Raw genomic sequence first — 15,048 nt, forward strand, 5'->3', positions numbered from 1 at the left:
GCGCTCAGGACTCCGCGCCGCCCTGCTCGACGATGTCGCCCGACGGATCGATCGACGCGCGCACCACGGCGTCGAGGGCGGTGACGATCTGCTCGAGTTCGAGCGACGGTCCGTCGCCGGCGATGTCCGGCGTGGCGGGGACGTGCACGAACCCGGCCCGGAAGCCCTCGCGCCCGGCGAAGGACATCAGCTCGTAGAACACCTGGTTGCACGTGAACGTCCCGGCGGTGTTCGACACCGACGCCGGGACGCCCGCTGCCCGAATGTCCCGCACGATCCGCTTGATCGGGAGCCCGGAGAACGCCGCCGGGGCACCGCGCGGGTCGATCGGCTCGTCCACCGGTTGCGCGCCCGCGTTGTCCGGGATCCGGGCGTCCATCACGTTGATCGCGACGCGTTCCGGCGTGACGGCGGCTCGTCCGGCAGCGAGGCCCGTGGCGATGACGACGCTGGGCCGGTGCTTCGCGATCGCGGCCGCCAGGCGCGCCCGCTCCTCCGCGAAGACCACGGGCAGCTGCTCGACGACCAGGGTCGCGGGCCCGTCCCACGTCTCGGCGAGCCGCTGCGCGGCGTCCCACGACGGGTTCCGGGCGTCACCGCCGAACGGCTCGAAGGCGGTGAGCAGGACGGTCGGTTCGGTCGCGGCAGCCACGTGACCAGGCTACGGACTGGAGGCACGATGCGGGCCCGCCACGCGCCTCCAGTCCGTCGGGCGGTCGGGTGCGACGCCCGCCTGGCGGATCCAGGCGTATCTGACGGAATCGGGCGTACCTGCCCTGTTGAATCAACCCGGTACGCCCGATCCCGCTTGCCATCGCACGCGTTCTGGGAAAGAACATCACCACCCGAGCGGCGCACCGTCCTCCAGGAAGACGCCCGTCGGGCCGTCCGGGCCGGCGGCGGCAGCCGCCACGACCGTCGCGGCACTGACCTCCACCGGGCGACCGTGCGGGTTCTCGACGCCCCCGAACTCCGTCGCCGTGTACCCGGGCTCGACCGCGACGACGTGCACCTCGGGCACCGCGCGGGCGTACTGCACCGTCAGCATCGAGACCGCGGCTTTGCTCGCGCCGTAGACTATCGCCTGGTACTGCGATGCCGGCTTCTCCGGGTCGTGGTTCGCCGCGAACGAGCCGAGCGCACTCGAGATGTTCACGATGACCGGGTTCGCGGAGCGGCGGAGCAGGGGCAGCGCAGCCTCGGTGGTCCGGACGATGCTGACGGCGTTCGTGTCGAAGACCTCGAGGGCTTCGGGGCCGTTCAGCGCGACCTTGCCGATCCCGGCGTTGTTCACCAGGACGTCGAGCCCGCCCTCGGTTTCGAGCTGCGCGAACGCCGCGGCCACCGAGGCGTCGTCGGTCACGTCGAGTTGCACGGCTCGGGCGCCGATCGACTCGGCGACGGCGCGGCCGGTGTCGAGGTTCCGCGCGCCGATCCAGACGGTGTGTCCGGCGGCGACGAGCTGGCGGGCGGTTTCCTTGCCGAGGCCGCGTGTGGCCCCCGTGACGAGTGTCGTTGTCATGGCCCCAGCGTCGGACGGCACGACAGCGCCGGGGAGTCGTCCGGTTGTCGTAGGACTGACGGACCCAGGACACCGACCGTCCGTGGTCGCACACTGGAGCGGTGGAGCACACCGAGTTCGGAAGGACCCTCCGACGTCTGCGCGACCACGTCGCACCGGAGGCGGTCGGCGTCGTCGCGGGGAGTCGCCGCCGCGCCTCCGGGCTGCGCCGGGAGGAGCTCGCCGCCCTCGCGGGGATCTCCGCCGACTACCTCACCCGGCTCGAGCAGGGGCGTGCCACCTCACCGTCCGCCCAGGTCGTCGAGGCCCTCGCCCGGTCGCTCCGGGTCGCCGACGCCGAGCGGGAGCTGCTCTTCCGGCTCGCTGGGCACGCGGTCCCCGGGGCGGACGTCGTCCCGTCGCGGATCCCGCCGAGCGTGCAACGGCTGCTCGACCGCCTCGCCGACACCCCGGTCGCGGTGCTCGACGCCGCGGGGACGATCCTCGTCGCGAACGCCCCGTACGACGCGCTCATGGGCCCGGTGGGCGCGCTCCGAGGGCACGAGCGGAACACCGCGTGGCGGCACCTCGTCGGCCCGGGCAGCCGAGCGGTGCACTCCGACGCCGAGCAGCAGGCGTTCGAGGCATCGGTCGTCGCTGCGCTCCGGGTGACCGTCGCCCGCTACCCCCTGGACCGCGCGCTCAGACAGCTCGTGCGGGACCTGCGTGCCGCGAGCCAGCGGTTCGTCGCACTGTGGGAGTCCGGCGACGCCGCACCCTCGCGGGAGTCCGGTCGTCGGAAGGTCGTCGACCACCCGGCCGTCGGGCGCATCACCCTCGACTGCGACACCCTGCAGATCGCCACGGACGACCTCACGGTGCTCGCGTACACGGCCGAGCCGGGCACCGAGGACGCCGATCGTCTGGCGCTCGCGATCGTGCTGGGGACGCAGTCGCTCGTCGGCTGAGGCGGTTCAGGCGCTTGGTGCTCGCGCTGACGACGACTGCGCACGGTCCACCACGAGCAGTCGTCGGCAGCGCGAGCAGTTCCGGAGGCGAGCGCGTCAGTCGTCGATGTCGAACACGACGACTCGCGAGCTCGCACCCCGGATGAACGCCGCAACGGGCTGGTGCTCCTCGTGCGGCAGGTACCCCTCGAGCGCCGCCCGGTCCCGGAAGCGGACGACGAGCATCCAGTCGAACCCGCCCTCGAGCCCCTCGGTGCTCACGCTCTCCCCCGAGCGCACCGACTCCACCCCGTCGATGCGCGGCAGGTGCTCGCGGCAGAGTGCGTCCGCCTCCGCTGACGCTCCGGCGTCGTTCCACTCGACCAGGACCACGTGCGTCGTTCCTGCCACGGTTGCTCCTCACGCGGCCGGCTCGGTCGGACGGTTCCGCTCCGTCGAGCCTGGCACGGCGTGCGCGACCCGGCCACAGGCGGCCTGGCGCGCACCGCTCAGCTGCGACGCGAAGCGTTGCGCGGGGCGCGCCGACCGAGCCTGCGAGGGAGGACGGTGCCAGCTGGCACCGCGCCTCCAGTCCGTCACCGGCCACGTCTAGAACGCGGGCGTCCCGCCCGCGACGGTGATGGTCGAACCGGACTGGTAGCTCGACTCCGGGCTGACGAGGTGCACGTAGGCGGCACCGAGCTCGGCGGGCTGCCCCGGACGGCCGAACGGCGACTGCTCACCGAAGTGCGACACGGTCTCGGCGTCGTCGGACCCGGGCTGGAGCGGCGTCCACACCGGCCCCGGCGCCACCGAGTTCACCCGGATCCCCTTCGGCGCGAGCTGCTGCGCGACGGCCTCGGTGAAGAGCTTGATCGCACCCTTCGACACGGCGTAGTCGATCTTGTCGGCCGACGGGGTGGAGGCCTGGATCGACCCGGTCGTGACGATCGTCGAACCGGGCTCCAGGTGCGGCATCGCTGCCTTGGTCAGCCAGAACAGCGAGTAGATGTTCGTCTTGAACGTCGAGTCGAACATCGAGGTGTCGAGCGTCAGGATGTCGTCGTTGCTGTCCATCCGACCGGCGACCATCACGAGGGTGTCGAGCCCGCCGAACTCGTCGACGGCCTTCTGCACCAGGTCGCCGCAGTACTGCTCGTCGGAGATGTCTCCGGGGAAGAGCACCGCACGGCGCCCCTCGCCCTCGAGCAGGTCGCGCACCTGTTCGGCGTCCTCCTGCTCGTCGGGCAGGTAGGACAGCACGAGGTCGGCGCCCTCGCGGGAGAGCGCGATCGCTGCGGCACGGCCGATGCCGGAGTCGGCACCGGTGACGATCCCGCGGAAGCCCTTGAGACGACCGAGGCCGACGTAGCTGTCCTCGCCGTGGTCGGGCTTCGGGTCCATCTTCCACGCGGCACCCGGCAGGGACTGCTCCTGCTTCGGGTACGGGGGGGCAGGGTAGAGGGTGTTCGGGTCGCGCTTGTCGTACTGGCTCATGCGCCCCACGGTGCCCGTGGAGTCCTGGACGGTGGTCCAGGACGGAATGCGCGCACGCTGCAAACCGGCGTGGGGTGCGCTCCGAATGCGCTGTGGACGTCATGAGCGCCCGGATCGTCGCAGCAGAGCGTCGGTCCTCTCCGGAAGAGAGGTCTCACCATGACCAGCAACGCAGTCAGCAACCGCGTCGGGTACGGATCGACGTGGACCCAGAAGGGCGCCTTCGTCTTCGGCGTCGTCTTCCTCCTGGTCGGCATCGCCGGCTTCATCCCCGGCCTGACGATGGACATGGGCACCATGTCCGTGGCGGGTCACGGCTCGATGGCGATGCTCGTGGGCCTGTTCCAGGTGTCCGTGCTCCACAACATCGTGCACCTGCTCTTCGGTGTCGTCGGGCTCCTCGCGGCCCGCAGTGCTCGCGGCGCCCGGCTCTACCTCGTCGTCGGCGGCATCGTCTACGCGGTCCTGTTCGTCTACGGTCTCTTCACCGCGGGGATGGCCGACCCGGCGAACTTCGTGCCGCTGAACAGTGCCGACAACGTGCTGCACCTGATCCTCGCCGTCGCGATGATCGTGCTCGGCCTGCTCCTGCCGCGCATCGGGGCGCGCCGGGCGTAGCCCTCACACAGCCCCGTACGAGCCGAGCCGGCCCGAACCACGAGATCAGGTGGTTCGGACCGGCTCTCGTCGTGCGCCGGGTTGGTCTGAGCCGCCCGTGCACGCGACTCGCGACCCGACACGGCGCGGCGGCGCCGTCGCAGCCCGGCGCCGGCCTGTGGCGGCGCATGTGACCGATCGCTGACAAGAGCGAGGTGTCACCGATCGCTCACAACCGCGCCGCCACGCACGAGGTCCCGCACCTGCGCCGCCGCCCCGAGCGCGACCGCGTCGGCGCCGAGCGCACTCTGGGCCAACCGGATGGTCGCACCGCTCACCGGGGGTTCGACCGCGATGGCCGCAGTGACGGCCGGTTCGAGCAGGTCCCACGACCGCGCGACGCCACCGCCGATGACGACCGTCGTCACGTCGAGGATCCCGGCGGTGAGCAGGGCGGCACGGGCGATCCCCCACCCGGTGGTCGCGAACACCGCAGCCGCGTCGGGGTCCCCGGTGCGGGCCGCGTCGGCGACGGCACGAGCCGACACCCGACGCCCCGACCGCTCGGCGTACCGGTCGGCGATCCCCCGTGCGCCGGCGATGGTCTCCAGGTGGCCGACCTGCCCGCAGGTGCAGCGGACGTCACTGAACCCGGGGACGTGCCCGATCTCCCCCGCCGCGCCGCGCGGTCCGGCGAACAGGGTGCCGCCGAGCACGAGGGCCCCTCCGACGCCGGTGCCGAGCGTCATGCCGAGGGCGTCGGGCTCCCCGGCGACGGCGCCGGCGGCGAGCTCGCCGAGCAGGAACGCGTTCACGTCGTTGTCGAGCGTCGCGGGGACACCGAGCGCCGCCGACACCGCCGCGGTGACGCCGTACCCGGCCCACCCGGTGAACGAGTTCGCGGTGACGAGGACCGTGCCCGTGGTCGCGTCGACGACGCCGGCCGCGCCCACCCCGACACCCGCCAGGGAGGCCCGGTGCCGGTCGAGCAGGACGCGCACCGCCTCGACGGCGGCGGTCACGATCGCGTCCCCGCCCGCGTGCGCCGGTGTCGGCAGGTCGATGCGGTCGATCACCTCGAGGTCGGGGGTCGCGAGCAGCACCTTCGTGTTGGTGCCGCCGACGTCGATCCCCGCGAGGACCGTGCTCACGCGTCCACCGCCGCGAGCGTCGCGAGGCGCTCGGCGCGACGCTGCCGTTGCAGCACCGGGTCGGGGACGGGCACGGCCGCGAGCAGCCGACGCGTGTAGTCGGTCGTCGGGCGCAGCAGGGTGGTGTCCGTGGTGCCCTGTTCCTCGATCACGCCCTGGCGCATCACGACGACCCGCTCGGCGAACTGCTGCACGACGGCGAGGTCGTGCGAGACGAACAGGCACGCGAAACCGAGGTCGTCCTGCAGTTCGCGCAGGACCTCGAGCACGGTCTCCTGCACGCTGACGTCGAGGGCGCTCGTCGGTTCGTCGGCGACGAGCAGCCGCGGCGAGAGCACGAGCGCACGGGCCAGCGAGACGCGCTGCCGCTGGCCGCCGGAGAGCTCCCGGGGCGCGCGGGGCGCGAGGGTCCGGGGCAGGCGAACGGCGTCGAGGACCTCGTCGATGCGCTTCCGGCGGTCGGCGGAGGACATCCCGCGGCGGTGCACGGCGAGCGGCTCGGCGATGCACTCGGCGACGGACATCCGGGCGTCCAACGACGCGACCGGGTCCTGCAGCACGACGCCGATGCCGGACCGGAGCGCCCTGCGGTCCCGCCCCCGTGCGGTGCGGAGGTCGGACCCGAACAGGTGCACCGAGCCGGAGGTCGGCTTGACGAGCCCGAGCGCCACCCGGGCCGCCGTGGACTTGCCGGAGCCGGACTCGCCGACCAGGCCGACGGTCTCGCCGGCGTGCACGGCGATGTCGATGCCCTGCAGGGCGTGCACCGCGCGCGCCCCGCGCCCGAAGGTCACCGAGACGTCCCGCAGGTCGACCACCGGGGCCGCACCGTGCCTCCCGTCCGGAACGTCGACGGAGGCGACCGGTGCGACCGACCCGACTGGGGCAGCAGCGCCCGCCGGTGCGACCGTCAGCCGCGGTACGGCGGCGAGCAGCCGCTTCGTGTAGTCGTGCTGCGGCCGGAGCAGGACGTCCTCGACGCCACCGGTCTCCACGATCTCGCCCTGCAGCATCACCGCGACCCGGTCCGCGAAGTCCGCGACGACACCCATGTTGTGGGTGACGAGCAGCACGCCCGTGCCGGTGTCCGCGGCCAGACGACGGAGCAGCTCGAGGATCTCGGCCTGCACGGTGACGTCCAGCGCGGTCGTCGGTTCGTCGGCGATGAGGAGCTTCGGCGAGTTCGCGATCGCCATCGCGATGACGACGCGCTGCCGCTGCCCGCCGGACAGCTGGAACGGGAACGCCTTCGCACGCTGCGCCGGCGAGGGGATGCCGACGCGGTCGAGCAGGTCCACGGCGCGCGCGGCTGCGTCCGACGCGGAGACGTCCCCGTGGTTCCGGATGACCTCCGCGATCTGCGCGCCGACGCGGGTCAGGGGGTCGAGGGCGGTCGCCGGCTCCTGGAAGACCATCGAGACGGTGCTCCCGCGCAGACGGCGGAGGGCGGTCTCCGGGGCGCCGACGACCTCGTGGCCCTCGACGACAGCGCTGCCGCGTGCGGTCGCGTTCCCGGACAGCAGGCCCATCGCGGCGAGGGCGACGGTCGACTTGCCGGACCCGGACTCCCCGACGAGCGCCAGGGTCTCGCCCGGTTCGACGTGCAGGGACACCCCGCGGACGGCGTCGACGGTGCCGGACTCGGTGCTGAACGCGACCCCGAGGTCGGTGGTGGTCAGGATGGACATCAGCGGCCCCTCACGTCGAAGGCGTCCCGGAGCCCGTCGCCCACGGCGTTGAACGCGCAGACGACGAGGATCACGGCGAGACCCGGCGGCACGATGAGCCACCACCGTCCCGAGTAGGCGGCGGTGAGACCCGCCGAGAGCATGCCGCCCCAGTCCGTCGCCGGGGCCTGGACGCCCAGCCCGAGGTACGAGACGTAGGCGACGAGGAGGATCGCGTCGGCGACCTGGAACGTGGCGGCGACGACGATCGTCGACACCGAGTTCGGGAGCAGGTGCTTCCCGATGGCGCGGGCGTGCGAGCCGCCGATCGCGCGGAGCGTCAGGACGTAGTCGCGGTTCTTCAGCGTCAGGGTCTCCGCGCGGATGAGGCGGGAGGGCACGAGCCACGACACGAACCCGAGGATGACGATGAGTCCGCCGACACCCGGTGTCGTGATCGCCGAGATGACCAGCAGGATGAACAGCGCCGGGATCGCGATGCCCGCGTCGACCACGCGCATCATGACCGCGTCCACCCAGCCGCCCACGTACCCGGCGACCGAGCCCCACAGGGTCCCGACGACGGTGGCGAGGATGCCGGCGGCGATGCCGACCATGAGCGAGACCTTGCCGCCGAACATCAGGCGACCGAGGACGTCGTGCCCGACGGCGTCGGTGCCGAGCCAGTGCGCCGCACTCGGGCCGAGGTTGGCCTGGGACAGCTGCGTGTGGGTCTGGTCGGTCGGGTACAGGAACGGGCCGACGAAGCAGAACAGCACGATGACGACGATGACGACGAGGCCGATCACCGCGAGGGTGTTGTGCCGGAAGCGACGGACGGCGAGCCGCCAACCCGTCGACGCGACGGGCTGGACCAGGGACGCAGCACCGGGTGCTTCGGGTGCGAGCTGTGCGGTCATGCGCGGCCTGCCTTCACTCGGGGGTCGATCAGGGACTGCGCGACATCGGCGAGCAGCGTGCCCACCACGGTCGCGATCGAGATGACCAGGACGCAGCCGAGCAGCGTCGGGTAGTCGGACGTCTGCGCGGCGTTCCAGAAGAGCAGGCCCATGCCGGGGTAGTTGAACAGCTGCTCGGTCACGAGCGCGCCGCCGAACAGCACGGGCAGGTAGTACCCGAGCATCGCGACGACCGGCGTGAGCGAGTTCCGGAACACGTGCCGCCGCAGGATCGTGGCGGTGGACGCCCCACCGGCACGGGCGGTCCGCACGTAGTCCTCCTGCAGGTTCTCGAGCGTCGAGGCCCGCATGTACCGGCTGAAGACGGCGATCATGGCGAGGGCCCCGGTCACGACGGGGAGGACGAGCCCGGCCGGGTCCTGGAAGACCTCGGCGAGGGTGTTCCCGCTCGGCGCCTGCGACGGCAGCCACGGCAGCTGCTGGCTGAAGACGATGATGAGGACGAGGCCGAGGAAGAACGCCGGCGTCGAGTAGAAGACGAACGCCAGGGCGGTGGCCGCGTAGTCGACCGCACCGTTGCGCCGGGCCGCCTGCCACATGCCGACGGGGATCGCGATGACGAGGCCGAGGACTGCGGAGATCCCGGTGAGCACGAGGGTCTTCGGCAGCCGCTCGGCGATGAGCTGCGCGACCGGTTCGTTGAGCGTGTACGAGGTGCCGAGGTCGCCGGTGAGCAGCCGTCCGAGGAACCGGAGGTACTGCACGGGCAGCGCCTGGTCGAGCCCCTGCGCCTGGTTGAACGCGGTGATCTGCGCGGGTGTCGCCGAGACGCCGAGGACGCCGCGGGCGGGTCCGCCCGGCAGGGCGTGCAACAGGCAGAACACGACGATCGTGACGATGAGGACCACGGCGAGTGCTTGCAGCACGCGCCGGAGCAGGTACAGGGCTGTGGTCATGCGGCTTCCGTCGATTCGGTGTGGACGTTGGTGCGGACTGGAGGCGCGGTGTGCGTCGGACGCACACCGCGCCTCCAGGCCGTGGTCGCGTCAGCGACCTACTTCGACCACTTCCACTGGGCCGGGTGGAAGTTGGCGAGCGAGTCCTGGTCGAACCCGGTCAGCCCCTTCTTCACGACCGAGATCTGGTAGTCCGGGCTCGGCAGCCAGATCACGGGCAGGTCCTTCGCGACCGCGGCGCTGTAGTCCTGCACGGCGGTGGCGTCGGGCGAGGTGGTGGTCGCGTCGATGAGGGCGTCCACCTGCTTGTTGGAGTAGCTGCCGAAGTTCGCCGAACCGCCGGTCGAGAAGAGCGACTCACCGGTCGGGTAGGCCGGGAAGTACCAGCTGCCCGCGGTGCCGAAGAAGGACAGGTCCCACTTGCAGCTCGCCTCGTCGGACGTGCAGGTCGGGGTCTGCGACAGGACGCTCGACACCGGCGCGGTCTTGATGGTGAAGCCGATGCCGGTCTTCGCGAGCGAGGACTGGATGGCGCTCATCATGTTGTCGGTCACGGTCGAGCCGGACTGCGACAGCACCTGCATGGTGAACTTCGTGCCCTTCGCGACGCCGTCGCCGCACTGGCTGTCGGACGTGCCGGGGTCGGTGCAGACCATCGTGCCGCCCTGCTCCGACCAGCCGTGGCTGGTCAGCAGGTCCTTGGCCTTCGACGTGCTGAAGGGGTAGGGGTTGTCCTTCTGGACGCTCGACACGTAGTCGGACTCCTGCGCCTGCGGGATCGGCCCGTAGGTCGAGGTCGCGGTGCCGTTGAAGACGACCTTCGACAGCGACTTCTGGTCGATCGACATCTGGACGGCCTGGCGGGCGTACAGCTGCTTGAAGACGGCGCCCATCGTCGGGTTGTTGAAGTTGTACGGCATGTACGTGATCGCCCAACCGGTCCACGGTTCGACGGAGTAGCCCTTCGCCGTGAAGGACGACTTCTGGTCCATGTCGGTGGCGTTGATGTAGCCGTAGTCGACCTCGCCGGAACGGACGGCGTTCACCTCGGCGTCGCTCGTGGTGAACGGCAGCAGGTTGACCGTCTTGATGGAGGGCTTCTCGCCGCCGTCGTACTTCGTGTTGGCGGTCAGGGTGACCTTGCCGGCCGTGGTGAAGGCCTTGACGCCGTACGGACCGGAGATCGTCTTCCACAGGTCGTCGCTGGCGTAGTCGGAGATCTTGCCGGCCGCGGTGTTCAGGTACTTCCACACCTGCTTCGCGCCGGCGGTCGTCTCGTCGGCGTTCCCGACCGAACCGTTGGCGCTCGTCTTGTCCCAGGCGTGCTGCGGGAGCGGGATGATGTGGCTCAGCTGGTTGGCGAGCATCCAGTCGGAGTTGTACGCCTTGTCGAACGTGATCGTGAAGTGCGTGTCGTCGACCGTCGTGAAGGACGTCCAGTTGTCGGGGGCCTTGCCCTCGGAGTACGAGCCCCACTGGTCCTTGTTCGCCTTGATCAGGTTGAACCAGAAGGCGACGTCGCGGCTCGTGATCGGCTTCCCGTCGGACCAGTGCCGGTCGCCGAGGGTCACCGTGGCGCTCTTCGAGTCGGACGCGAACGAGACGTCGGTGGCGACGGAGCCGGCCTTGTTCCACGCGATCTTGCCCGTGGATCCGTCGTACGCGATGAGCGGCTCGTAGAGCGACTGTGCGATCGAGCCGTTGTTCGTGTTGAGGTGCGCCGCCGTGCCGATCGGGAGGATCCAGTTCGGGGTGAAGTTGGCGGGCAGCGCGTAGTTGATCGCGTCGGAGTCCGTACCGGAGGAGGCGTTGCCGCCCCCGGAACATCCGGCGAGCAGGGCGCTCACAGCGATCGCAGCTCCGGTGAGGAGCGCCCAGCGACGGGGCTTGGACATGCGGTGTCTCCTTGTGCGAGGGACTTCGGGGAGGTTGGTGCACGGGTGCCGATCGGCACGCGGACAGTCAATGGCCAAACCCGTTGGAAAAACAAACATCTCGATGTAAAAACTGCGTTACTGCGGAACGGACGAAAGGGTCGACCGCGCATTCCGCCCCCTAGGCTCGGCTTCGATCGGGGTTCCGATCACGTTCCGCCCGGATTGGAGAAAGTCGTGCCGGACCTCAGCGCCCGTGTCCTCGAGCTCATCGCCTCCGGACAGGCCTCCAGTCGCACCGAGATCGCGGACCTGCTCGGTGCCGCTCCCTCGACCGTCTCGCACGTGGTGTCGCAGCTGCTGTCGCACGGGCTGCTCGCGGAGGAGGGCACCGACACCTCGACCGGCGGACGCCCCCGGAAGGTGCTCCGCATCGGCGGCGTCGACGAGTACGCGGTCGCCGCGGACGTCGGCGGCGGGCACGCACGCATCGGCGTGGTGCTGCCGGGAGGCGCGCTCGAGTCGGTCGCCAACGTCCCGTTCGCGCTCTCCGAGGGCCCGGCATCGGGGCTGCAGCGTCTGGCCGGGTTGCTCGAGCGACTCGCCGACGAGCGTGGCCGGGAGGGCCTCCGCGGCGTCGGGCTGAGCCTGCCCGGGCCCGTCGACGTCGAGGCCGGCGTGGTGGACCTGCCGAGCCGGATGCCCGGGTGGAACGGGTTCCCGGTGGCGTCCTGGCTCTCCGAGCGCTTCGGCCTGCCCGCGATCGTGGACAACGACGCGAACTGCATGGCCGCGGGCGAGCAGACCGTGCAGGACCCCGCTCGACGCCAGACGATCACCATCAAGGCCGGGTCGGCGATCGGCGCCGGGATCGTCATCGACGGGCGGCTCTACCGCGGGTCGACGGGTGCGGCGGGGGACATCACGCACGTGCGGATCGACGCCGCGGGCGACACCCCGTGCTCGTGCGGCAACACCGGGTGCCTGGAGACCGTGGCCTCCGGGGCCGCCCTCGTCCGGATCCTGTCGTCCGCCGGGGTCGACGTCACCTCGACCGCCGACGTGGTCCGGCTCGCGTCCGACGCGCACCCCGAGGCCACCCGTGCCGTGCGCCTGGCCGGCCGCTACCTGGGCGAGGTCCTCGCCGCCAACGTGAACTTCTTCAACCCGGACGCCGTCTACCTCGGCGGCATCCTGTCCACCCTCGACCCGTTCATCGCCGCCGTGCGGAGCCAGCTCTACGAGAGCTGCCACCCGCTGATGACGCAGCACCTCGCCATCGAGCCGGTGTCGCTCGGCGCCGACGCGGGTCTCGTCGGCGCCGGACAGTTCGCCCTGCAGCGCGGCCTCGCCGCCTCGCTCGAGCAGCTGTCCGCCCCGATCCCGCAGTCCACCACCAGGAACAGGAGCGTCCGTGTCTGACCACGTCCCCGCAGCCCCCGCCACCCGCCGCCCGGTCATCGCCATCGCGGGCCTCGCCATCGAGACCTCGACGTTCACCCCGACGCGGACCCTCGCCCCGGCGTTCCACCCGGACCGCGGGGACGAGGTCGCGGCGCGGTACCCGTTCCTGTCATCGATGGCCGCCGACTTCCGCGGGGCGCTCATCGGCCACTCCCTGCCCGGCGGGATCGTGGCGCGGGAGGCGTACGAGGAGCTCGCCGACGAGATCGTGACCCGGCTGCAGGCCATCGTCGACGCCGAGCACGTGGACGGCCTCTGGTACGACATCCACGGTGCGATGGTCGTCGAGGGGCTGGACGACGCCGAGACCGACCTGCTCGGGCGCATCCGCGCCGTGATCGGCCCTGACGTCATCGTGTCGGCGTCGATGGACCTGCACGGCAACGTCACGCGCGAGCTGGCCCACCAGGTCGACCTCGTCACCTGCTACCGGATGGCTCCGCACGAAGACGCCCTCGAGACGAAGGAGCGCGCCGTCCGGAACCTGGTCGACGTGCTCACCACCCGTCCGGTCGGGGCGCAGCGTCCCGTGAAGGCGTGGATCCCGATCCCGGTCCTGCTGCCCGGCGAGCAGACCTCCACCCGCATCGAGCCCGCGGCGTCGCTGTACGCGCAGGTGCCCGAGGTCGAGGCGACCGAGGGCGTGCTCGACGCCGCGATCTGGGTCGGGTACGCCTGGGCGGACCAGCCGCGCGACCGGGCCGTCACGGTCGTCACCGGCTGGTCCTCGGACGTCGTGGCGGCCGGTGCCGAGCGCCTGGCCCGCGCGTTCTGGGACGTCCGCGAGGACTTCGTGTTCGTGGCGCCGACGGGCTCCTTCGACGAGTGCCTCGCCGCCGCGCTCGCACCGGGCGCAGCGCGGCCGTTCTTCGTCTCCGACTCGGGCGACAACCCGACGGCCGGCGGTTCCGGCGACATGACCTGGGGGCTCACGCAGGTGCTCGCCCACCCGTCCTTCGCTGCGGCGGACGGCCCGACCGTGATCTACGCCAGCGTGCCAGGTGCCGAGGCCGTCGCCACAGCCGTCGAGGCCGGTGTCGGCGCGACGGTCACCGTGACCGCCGGGGCGACGGTCGACGCCGTGCACGCCGGACCGATCACGATGACCGGCCGGGTGCACGCGATCAAGCACGGCGACCGCGACGCCGAGACCGAGGTCGTCCTGCAGGTCGGCAGCGTGTTCGCCATCCTGACGAAGCTCCGGAAGCCGTACCACCACGAGCACGACTTCACCGACCTCGACCTCGCGCCACGCGACGCGGACGTCGTCATCGTGAAGATCGGGTACCTCGAGCCGGAGCTGTTCGACATGGCCGCCGACTGGATGCTCGCACTGACCCCGGGTGGCGTTGACCAGGACCTCGAGCGGCTCGGGCACCACAGGATCGAACGCCCCCTGTTCCCCTACGATCGAGTGTTCCCCGAGGCACCGGACCTGACCGCCAGGATCATCCCGGCCTCGGACCAGCCCCTCGGAGACCCTGCATGAGCACGACCGTCGCACTCGAGATCGCCGTCACCTCCCCCGCGGGCGCGATCGTCGCACGTGACGGCGGCGCCGACCGGGTCGAGCTCTGCGTCGGCCTCGAGCTCGGCGGGCTCACCCCCTCCCAGGCGCTCGTCGAGACGACGCACGAGACCGGGATCCCGGCACACGCGCTCGTCCGCTGCCGTCCCGGCGGCTTCGTCTACGACGCCGACGAGATCGACCTCATGGTGCGCGAGGCCCGCACGGTCCTCCGCTCCGGCGCGGCCGGTGTGGTCGTCGGTGCCCTGCGACCGGACGGTTCGCTCGACCTCGACGTGCTCGCCCGGTTCGTGGACGCGGCACGGTCCGTCAGCGCTGCCGCCGAGGTCACGCTGCACCGCGCGATCGACCACGCGGCGGACCCCGTCGCCGCCGTCGCGACGCTCGAGGCGCTCGGGTTCACCCGGGTCCTGACCTCCGGCGCCGCCCCCACCGCGGTCGCCGGTGCCGACACGATCACGCGCATGGTCGCCGCAGCCGGCTCGGTGCAGGTCATGGCCGGCGCGGGCGTCACCCCGGCCGACGTCCCCGCACTCGTCGCCACCGGCGCCGCCGCCGTGCACCTCTCGGCCAAGCGGCCGGCGCCCGACAGTGCACACGCCGGCGTCCCGATGGGCGGTGCCGACGACGGTTCTGCGCACTTCCTGACAGACCTCGACGTCGTGCGCGCAGCGCGCGCGGCGCTCGACGCCTGACCTGCTCGGCTGCTGACACCGCGCGCTCACCGAGACACCCGATCACCATCGAGACGCCGTCGGATCCGGCGGTGTCTCGCCGACGTGACTGTGTCTCGAGCCCGCAGCGGCGTCTCGCCGACGCGACCACGCGGACGGACTGGAGGCGCGGTGCCAGCCGGCACCGTCCTCCCTCGCAGGCTCGGTCGGCGCGCCCCGCGCAACGCTTCGCGTTGCCGTTGAGCGGGGCGCGCCAGTCCGTCACACGGTCG

14 protein-coding genes are annotated in these 15,048 nt (G+C 71.7%); 5 read left to right on the plus strand and 9 right to left on the minus strand.

Features of this window, described 5'->3' with window-relative positions; genetic code table 11:
• Window positions 1–4: 4 nt before the first annotated feature.
• A complete protein-coding gene (gene pcp / locus CRP27_RS16250) occupies window positions 5–652 on the minus strand; it encodes a pyroglutamyl-peptidase I (protein WP_097181664.1) in 648 nt (215 codons plus the stop codon).
• A 186-nt stretch (window positions 653–838) separates the two neighbouring features.
• Window positions 839–1,522 (minus strand): SDR family NAD(P)-dependent oxidoreductase, encoded by a 684-nt coding sequence (locus CRP27_RS16255; protein ID WP_097181665.1) that lies wholly within the window; start codon window positions 1,520–1,522, stop codon window positions 839–841.
• A gap of 101 nt (window positions 1,523–1,623) precedes the next feature.
• Here CRP27_RS16255 and CRP27_RS16260 point away from each other — a divergent pair, with 101 nt between their 5' ends.
• Complete coding sequence (locus CRP27_RS16260; RefSeq protein WP_097181666.1) at window positions 1,624–2,469, plus strand: helix-turn-helix transcriptional regulator; 846 nt, start codon at window positions 1,624–1,626, stop codon at window positions 2,467–2,469.
• A gap of 96 nt (window positions 2,470–2,565) precedes the next feature.
• Here CRP27_RS16260 and CRP27_RS16265 read toward each other — a convergent pair whose 3' ends face one another.
• Complete coding sequence (locus tag CRP27_RS16265; protein ID WP_097181667.1) at window positions 2,566–2,859, minus strand: Dabb family protein; 294 nt, start codon at window positions 2,857–2,859, stop codon at window positions 2,566–2,568.
• A gap of 198 nt (window positions 2,860–3,057) precedes the next feature.
• Complete coding sequence (locus tag CRP27_RS16270) at window positions 3,058–3,945, minus strand: SDR family oxidoreductase (protein ID WP_097181668.1); 888 nt, start codon at window positions 3,943–3,945, stop codon at window positions 3,058–3,060.
• 159 nt (window positions 3,946–4,104) lie between these two features.
• On the opposite strand from CRP27_RS16270, the gene CRP27_RS16275 reads away from it, so the two are divergent.
• Window positions 4,105–4,563: a DUF4383 domain-containing protein gene (locus CRP27_RS16275; RefSeq protein WP_097181669.1), complete on the plus strand. Its 459-nt coding sequence runs from the start codon at window positions 4,105–4,107 to the stop codon at window positions 4,561–4,563.
• A gap of 197 nt (window positions 4,564–4,760) precedes the next feature.
• Here the strand turns inward: CRP27_RS16275 and CRP27_RS16280 are convergent, their stop codons facing one another.
• From CRP27_RS16280 to CRP27_RS16300, 5 genes are all read right to left on the minus strand, one after another.
• Window positions 4,761–5,693 (minus strand): ROK family protein, encoded by a 933-nt coding sequence (locus CRP27_RS16280; protein ID WP_097181670.1) that lies wholly within the window; start codon window positions 5,691–5,693, stop codon window positions 4,761–4,763.
• Window positions 5,690–7,381: an ABC transporter ATP-binding protein gene (locus tag CRP27_RS16285; RefSeq protein ID WP_097181671.1), complete on the minus strand. Its 1,692-nt coding sequence runs from the start codon at window positions 7,379–7,381 to the stop codon at window positions 5,690–5,692. Before CRP27_RS16285 ends, CRP27_RS16280 begins: the two co-directional genes overlap by 4 nt.
• Window positions 7,381–8,280: an ABC transporter permease gene (locus tag CRP27_RS16290; RefSeq protein ID WP_079237782.1), complete on the minus strand. Its 900-nt coding sequence runs from the start codon at window positions 8,278–8,280 to the stop codon at window positions 7,381–7,383. Before CRP27_RS16290 ends, CRP27_RS16285 begins: the two co-directional genes overlap by 1 nt.
• Window positions 8,277–9,236, minus strand: a complete 960-nt coding sequence (locus tag CRP27_RS16295) for an ABC transporter permease (RefSeq protein WP_097181672.1) — start codon at window positions 9,234–9,236, stop codon at window positions 8,277–8,279. Before CRP27_RS16295 ends, CRP27_RS16290 begins: the two co-directional genes overlap by 4 nt.
• Before the next feature lie 98 nt (window positions 9,237–9,334).
• Window positions 9,335–11,131, minus strand: coding sequence for a peptide ABC transporter substrate-binding protein (locus CRP27_RS16300; protein ID WP_097181673.1), 1,797 nt, complete (start codon window positions 11,129–11,131; stop codon window positions 9,335–9,337).
• Between the two features lie 216 nt (window positions 11,132–11,347).
• Between CRP27_RS16300 and CRP27_RS16305 the strand changes: the two genes are divergently transcribed.
• From CRP27_RS16305 to CRP27_RS16315, 3 genes are read left to right on the plus strand one after another with little or no spacing between them, the layout of a single operon-like run.
• Window positions 11,348–12,532, plus strand: a complete 1,185-nt coding sequence (locus CRP27_RS16305; protein ID WP_097181674.1) for an ROK family protein — start codon at window positions 11,348–11,350, stop codon at window positions 12,530–12,532.
• Entirely contained in the window at window positions 12,525–14,063 is a 1,539-nt protein-coding gene (locus CRP27_RS16310; RefSeq protein ID WP_097181675.1) for a M81 family metallopeptidase, read from the plus strand. The genes CRP27_RS16305 and CRP27_RS16310 overlap by 8 nt, the downstream gene beginning before the upstream one ends.
• Complete coding sequence (locus tag CRP27_RS16315) at window positions 14,060–14,797, plus strand: copper homeostasis protein CutC (protein WP_097181676.1); 738 nt, start codon at window positions 14,060–14,062, stop codon at window positions 14,795–14,797. Before CRP27_RS16310 ends, CRP27_RS16315 begins: the two co-directional genes overlap by 4 nt.
• Window positions 14,798–15,048 lie beyond the last annotated feature (251 nt).

Source organism: Curtobacterium sp. 314Chir4.1 (assembly GCF_900215175.1).
Lineage (GTDB): Bacteria > Actinomycetota > Actinomycetes > Actinomycetales > Microbacteriaceae > Curtobacterium > Curtobacterium pusillum_A.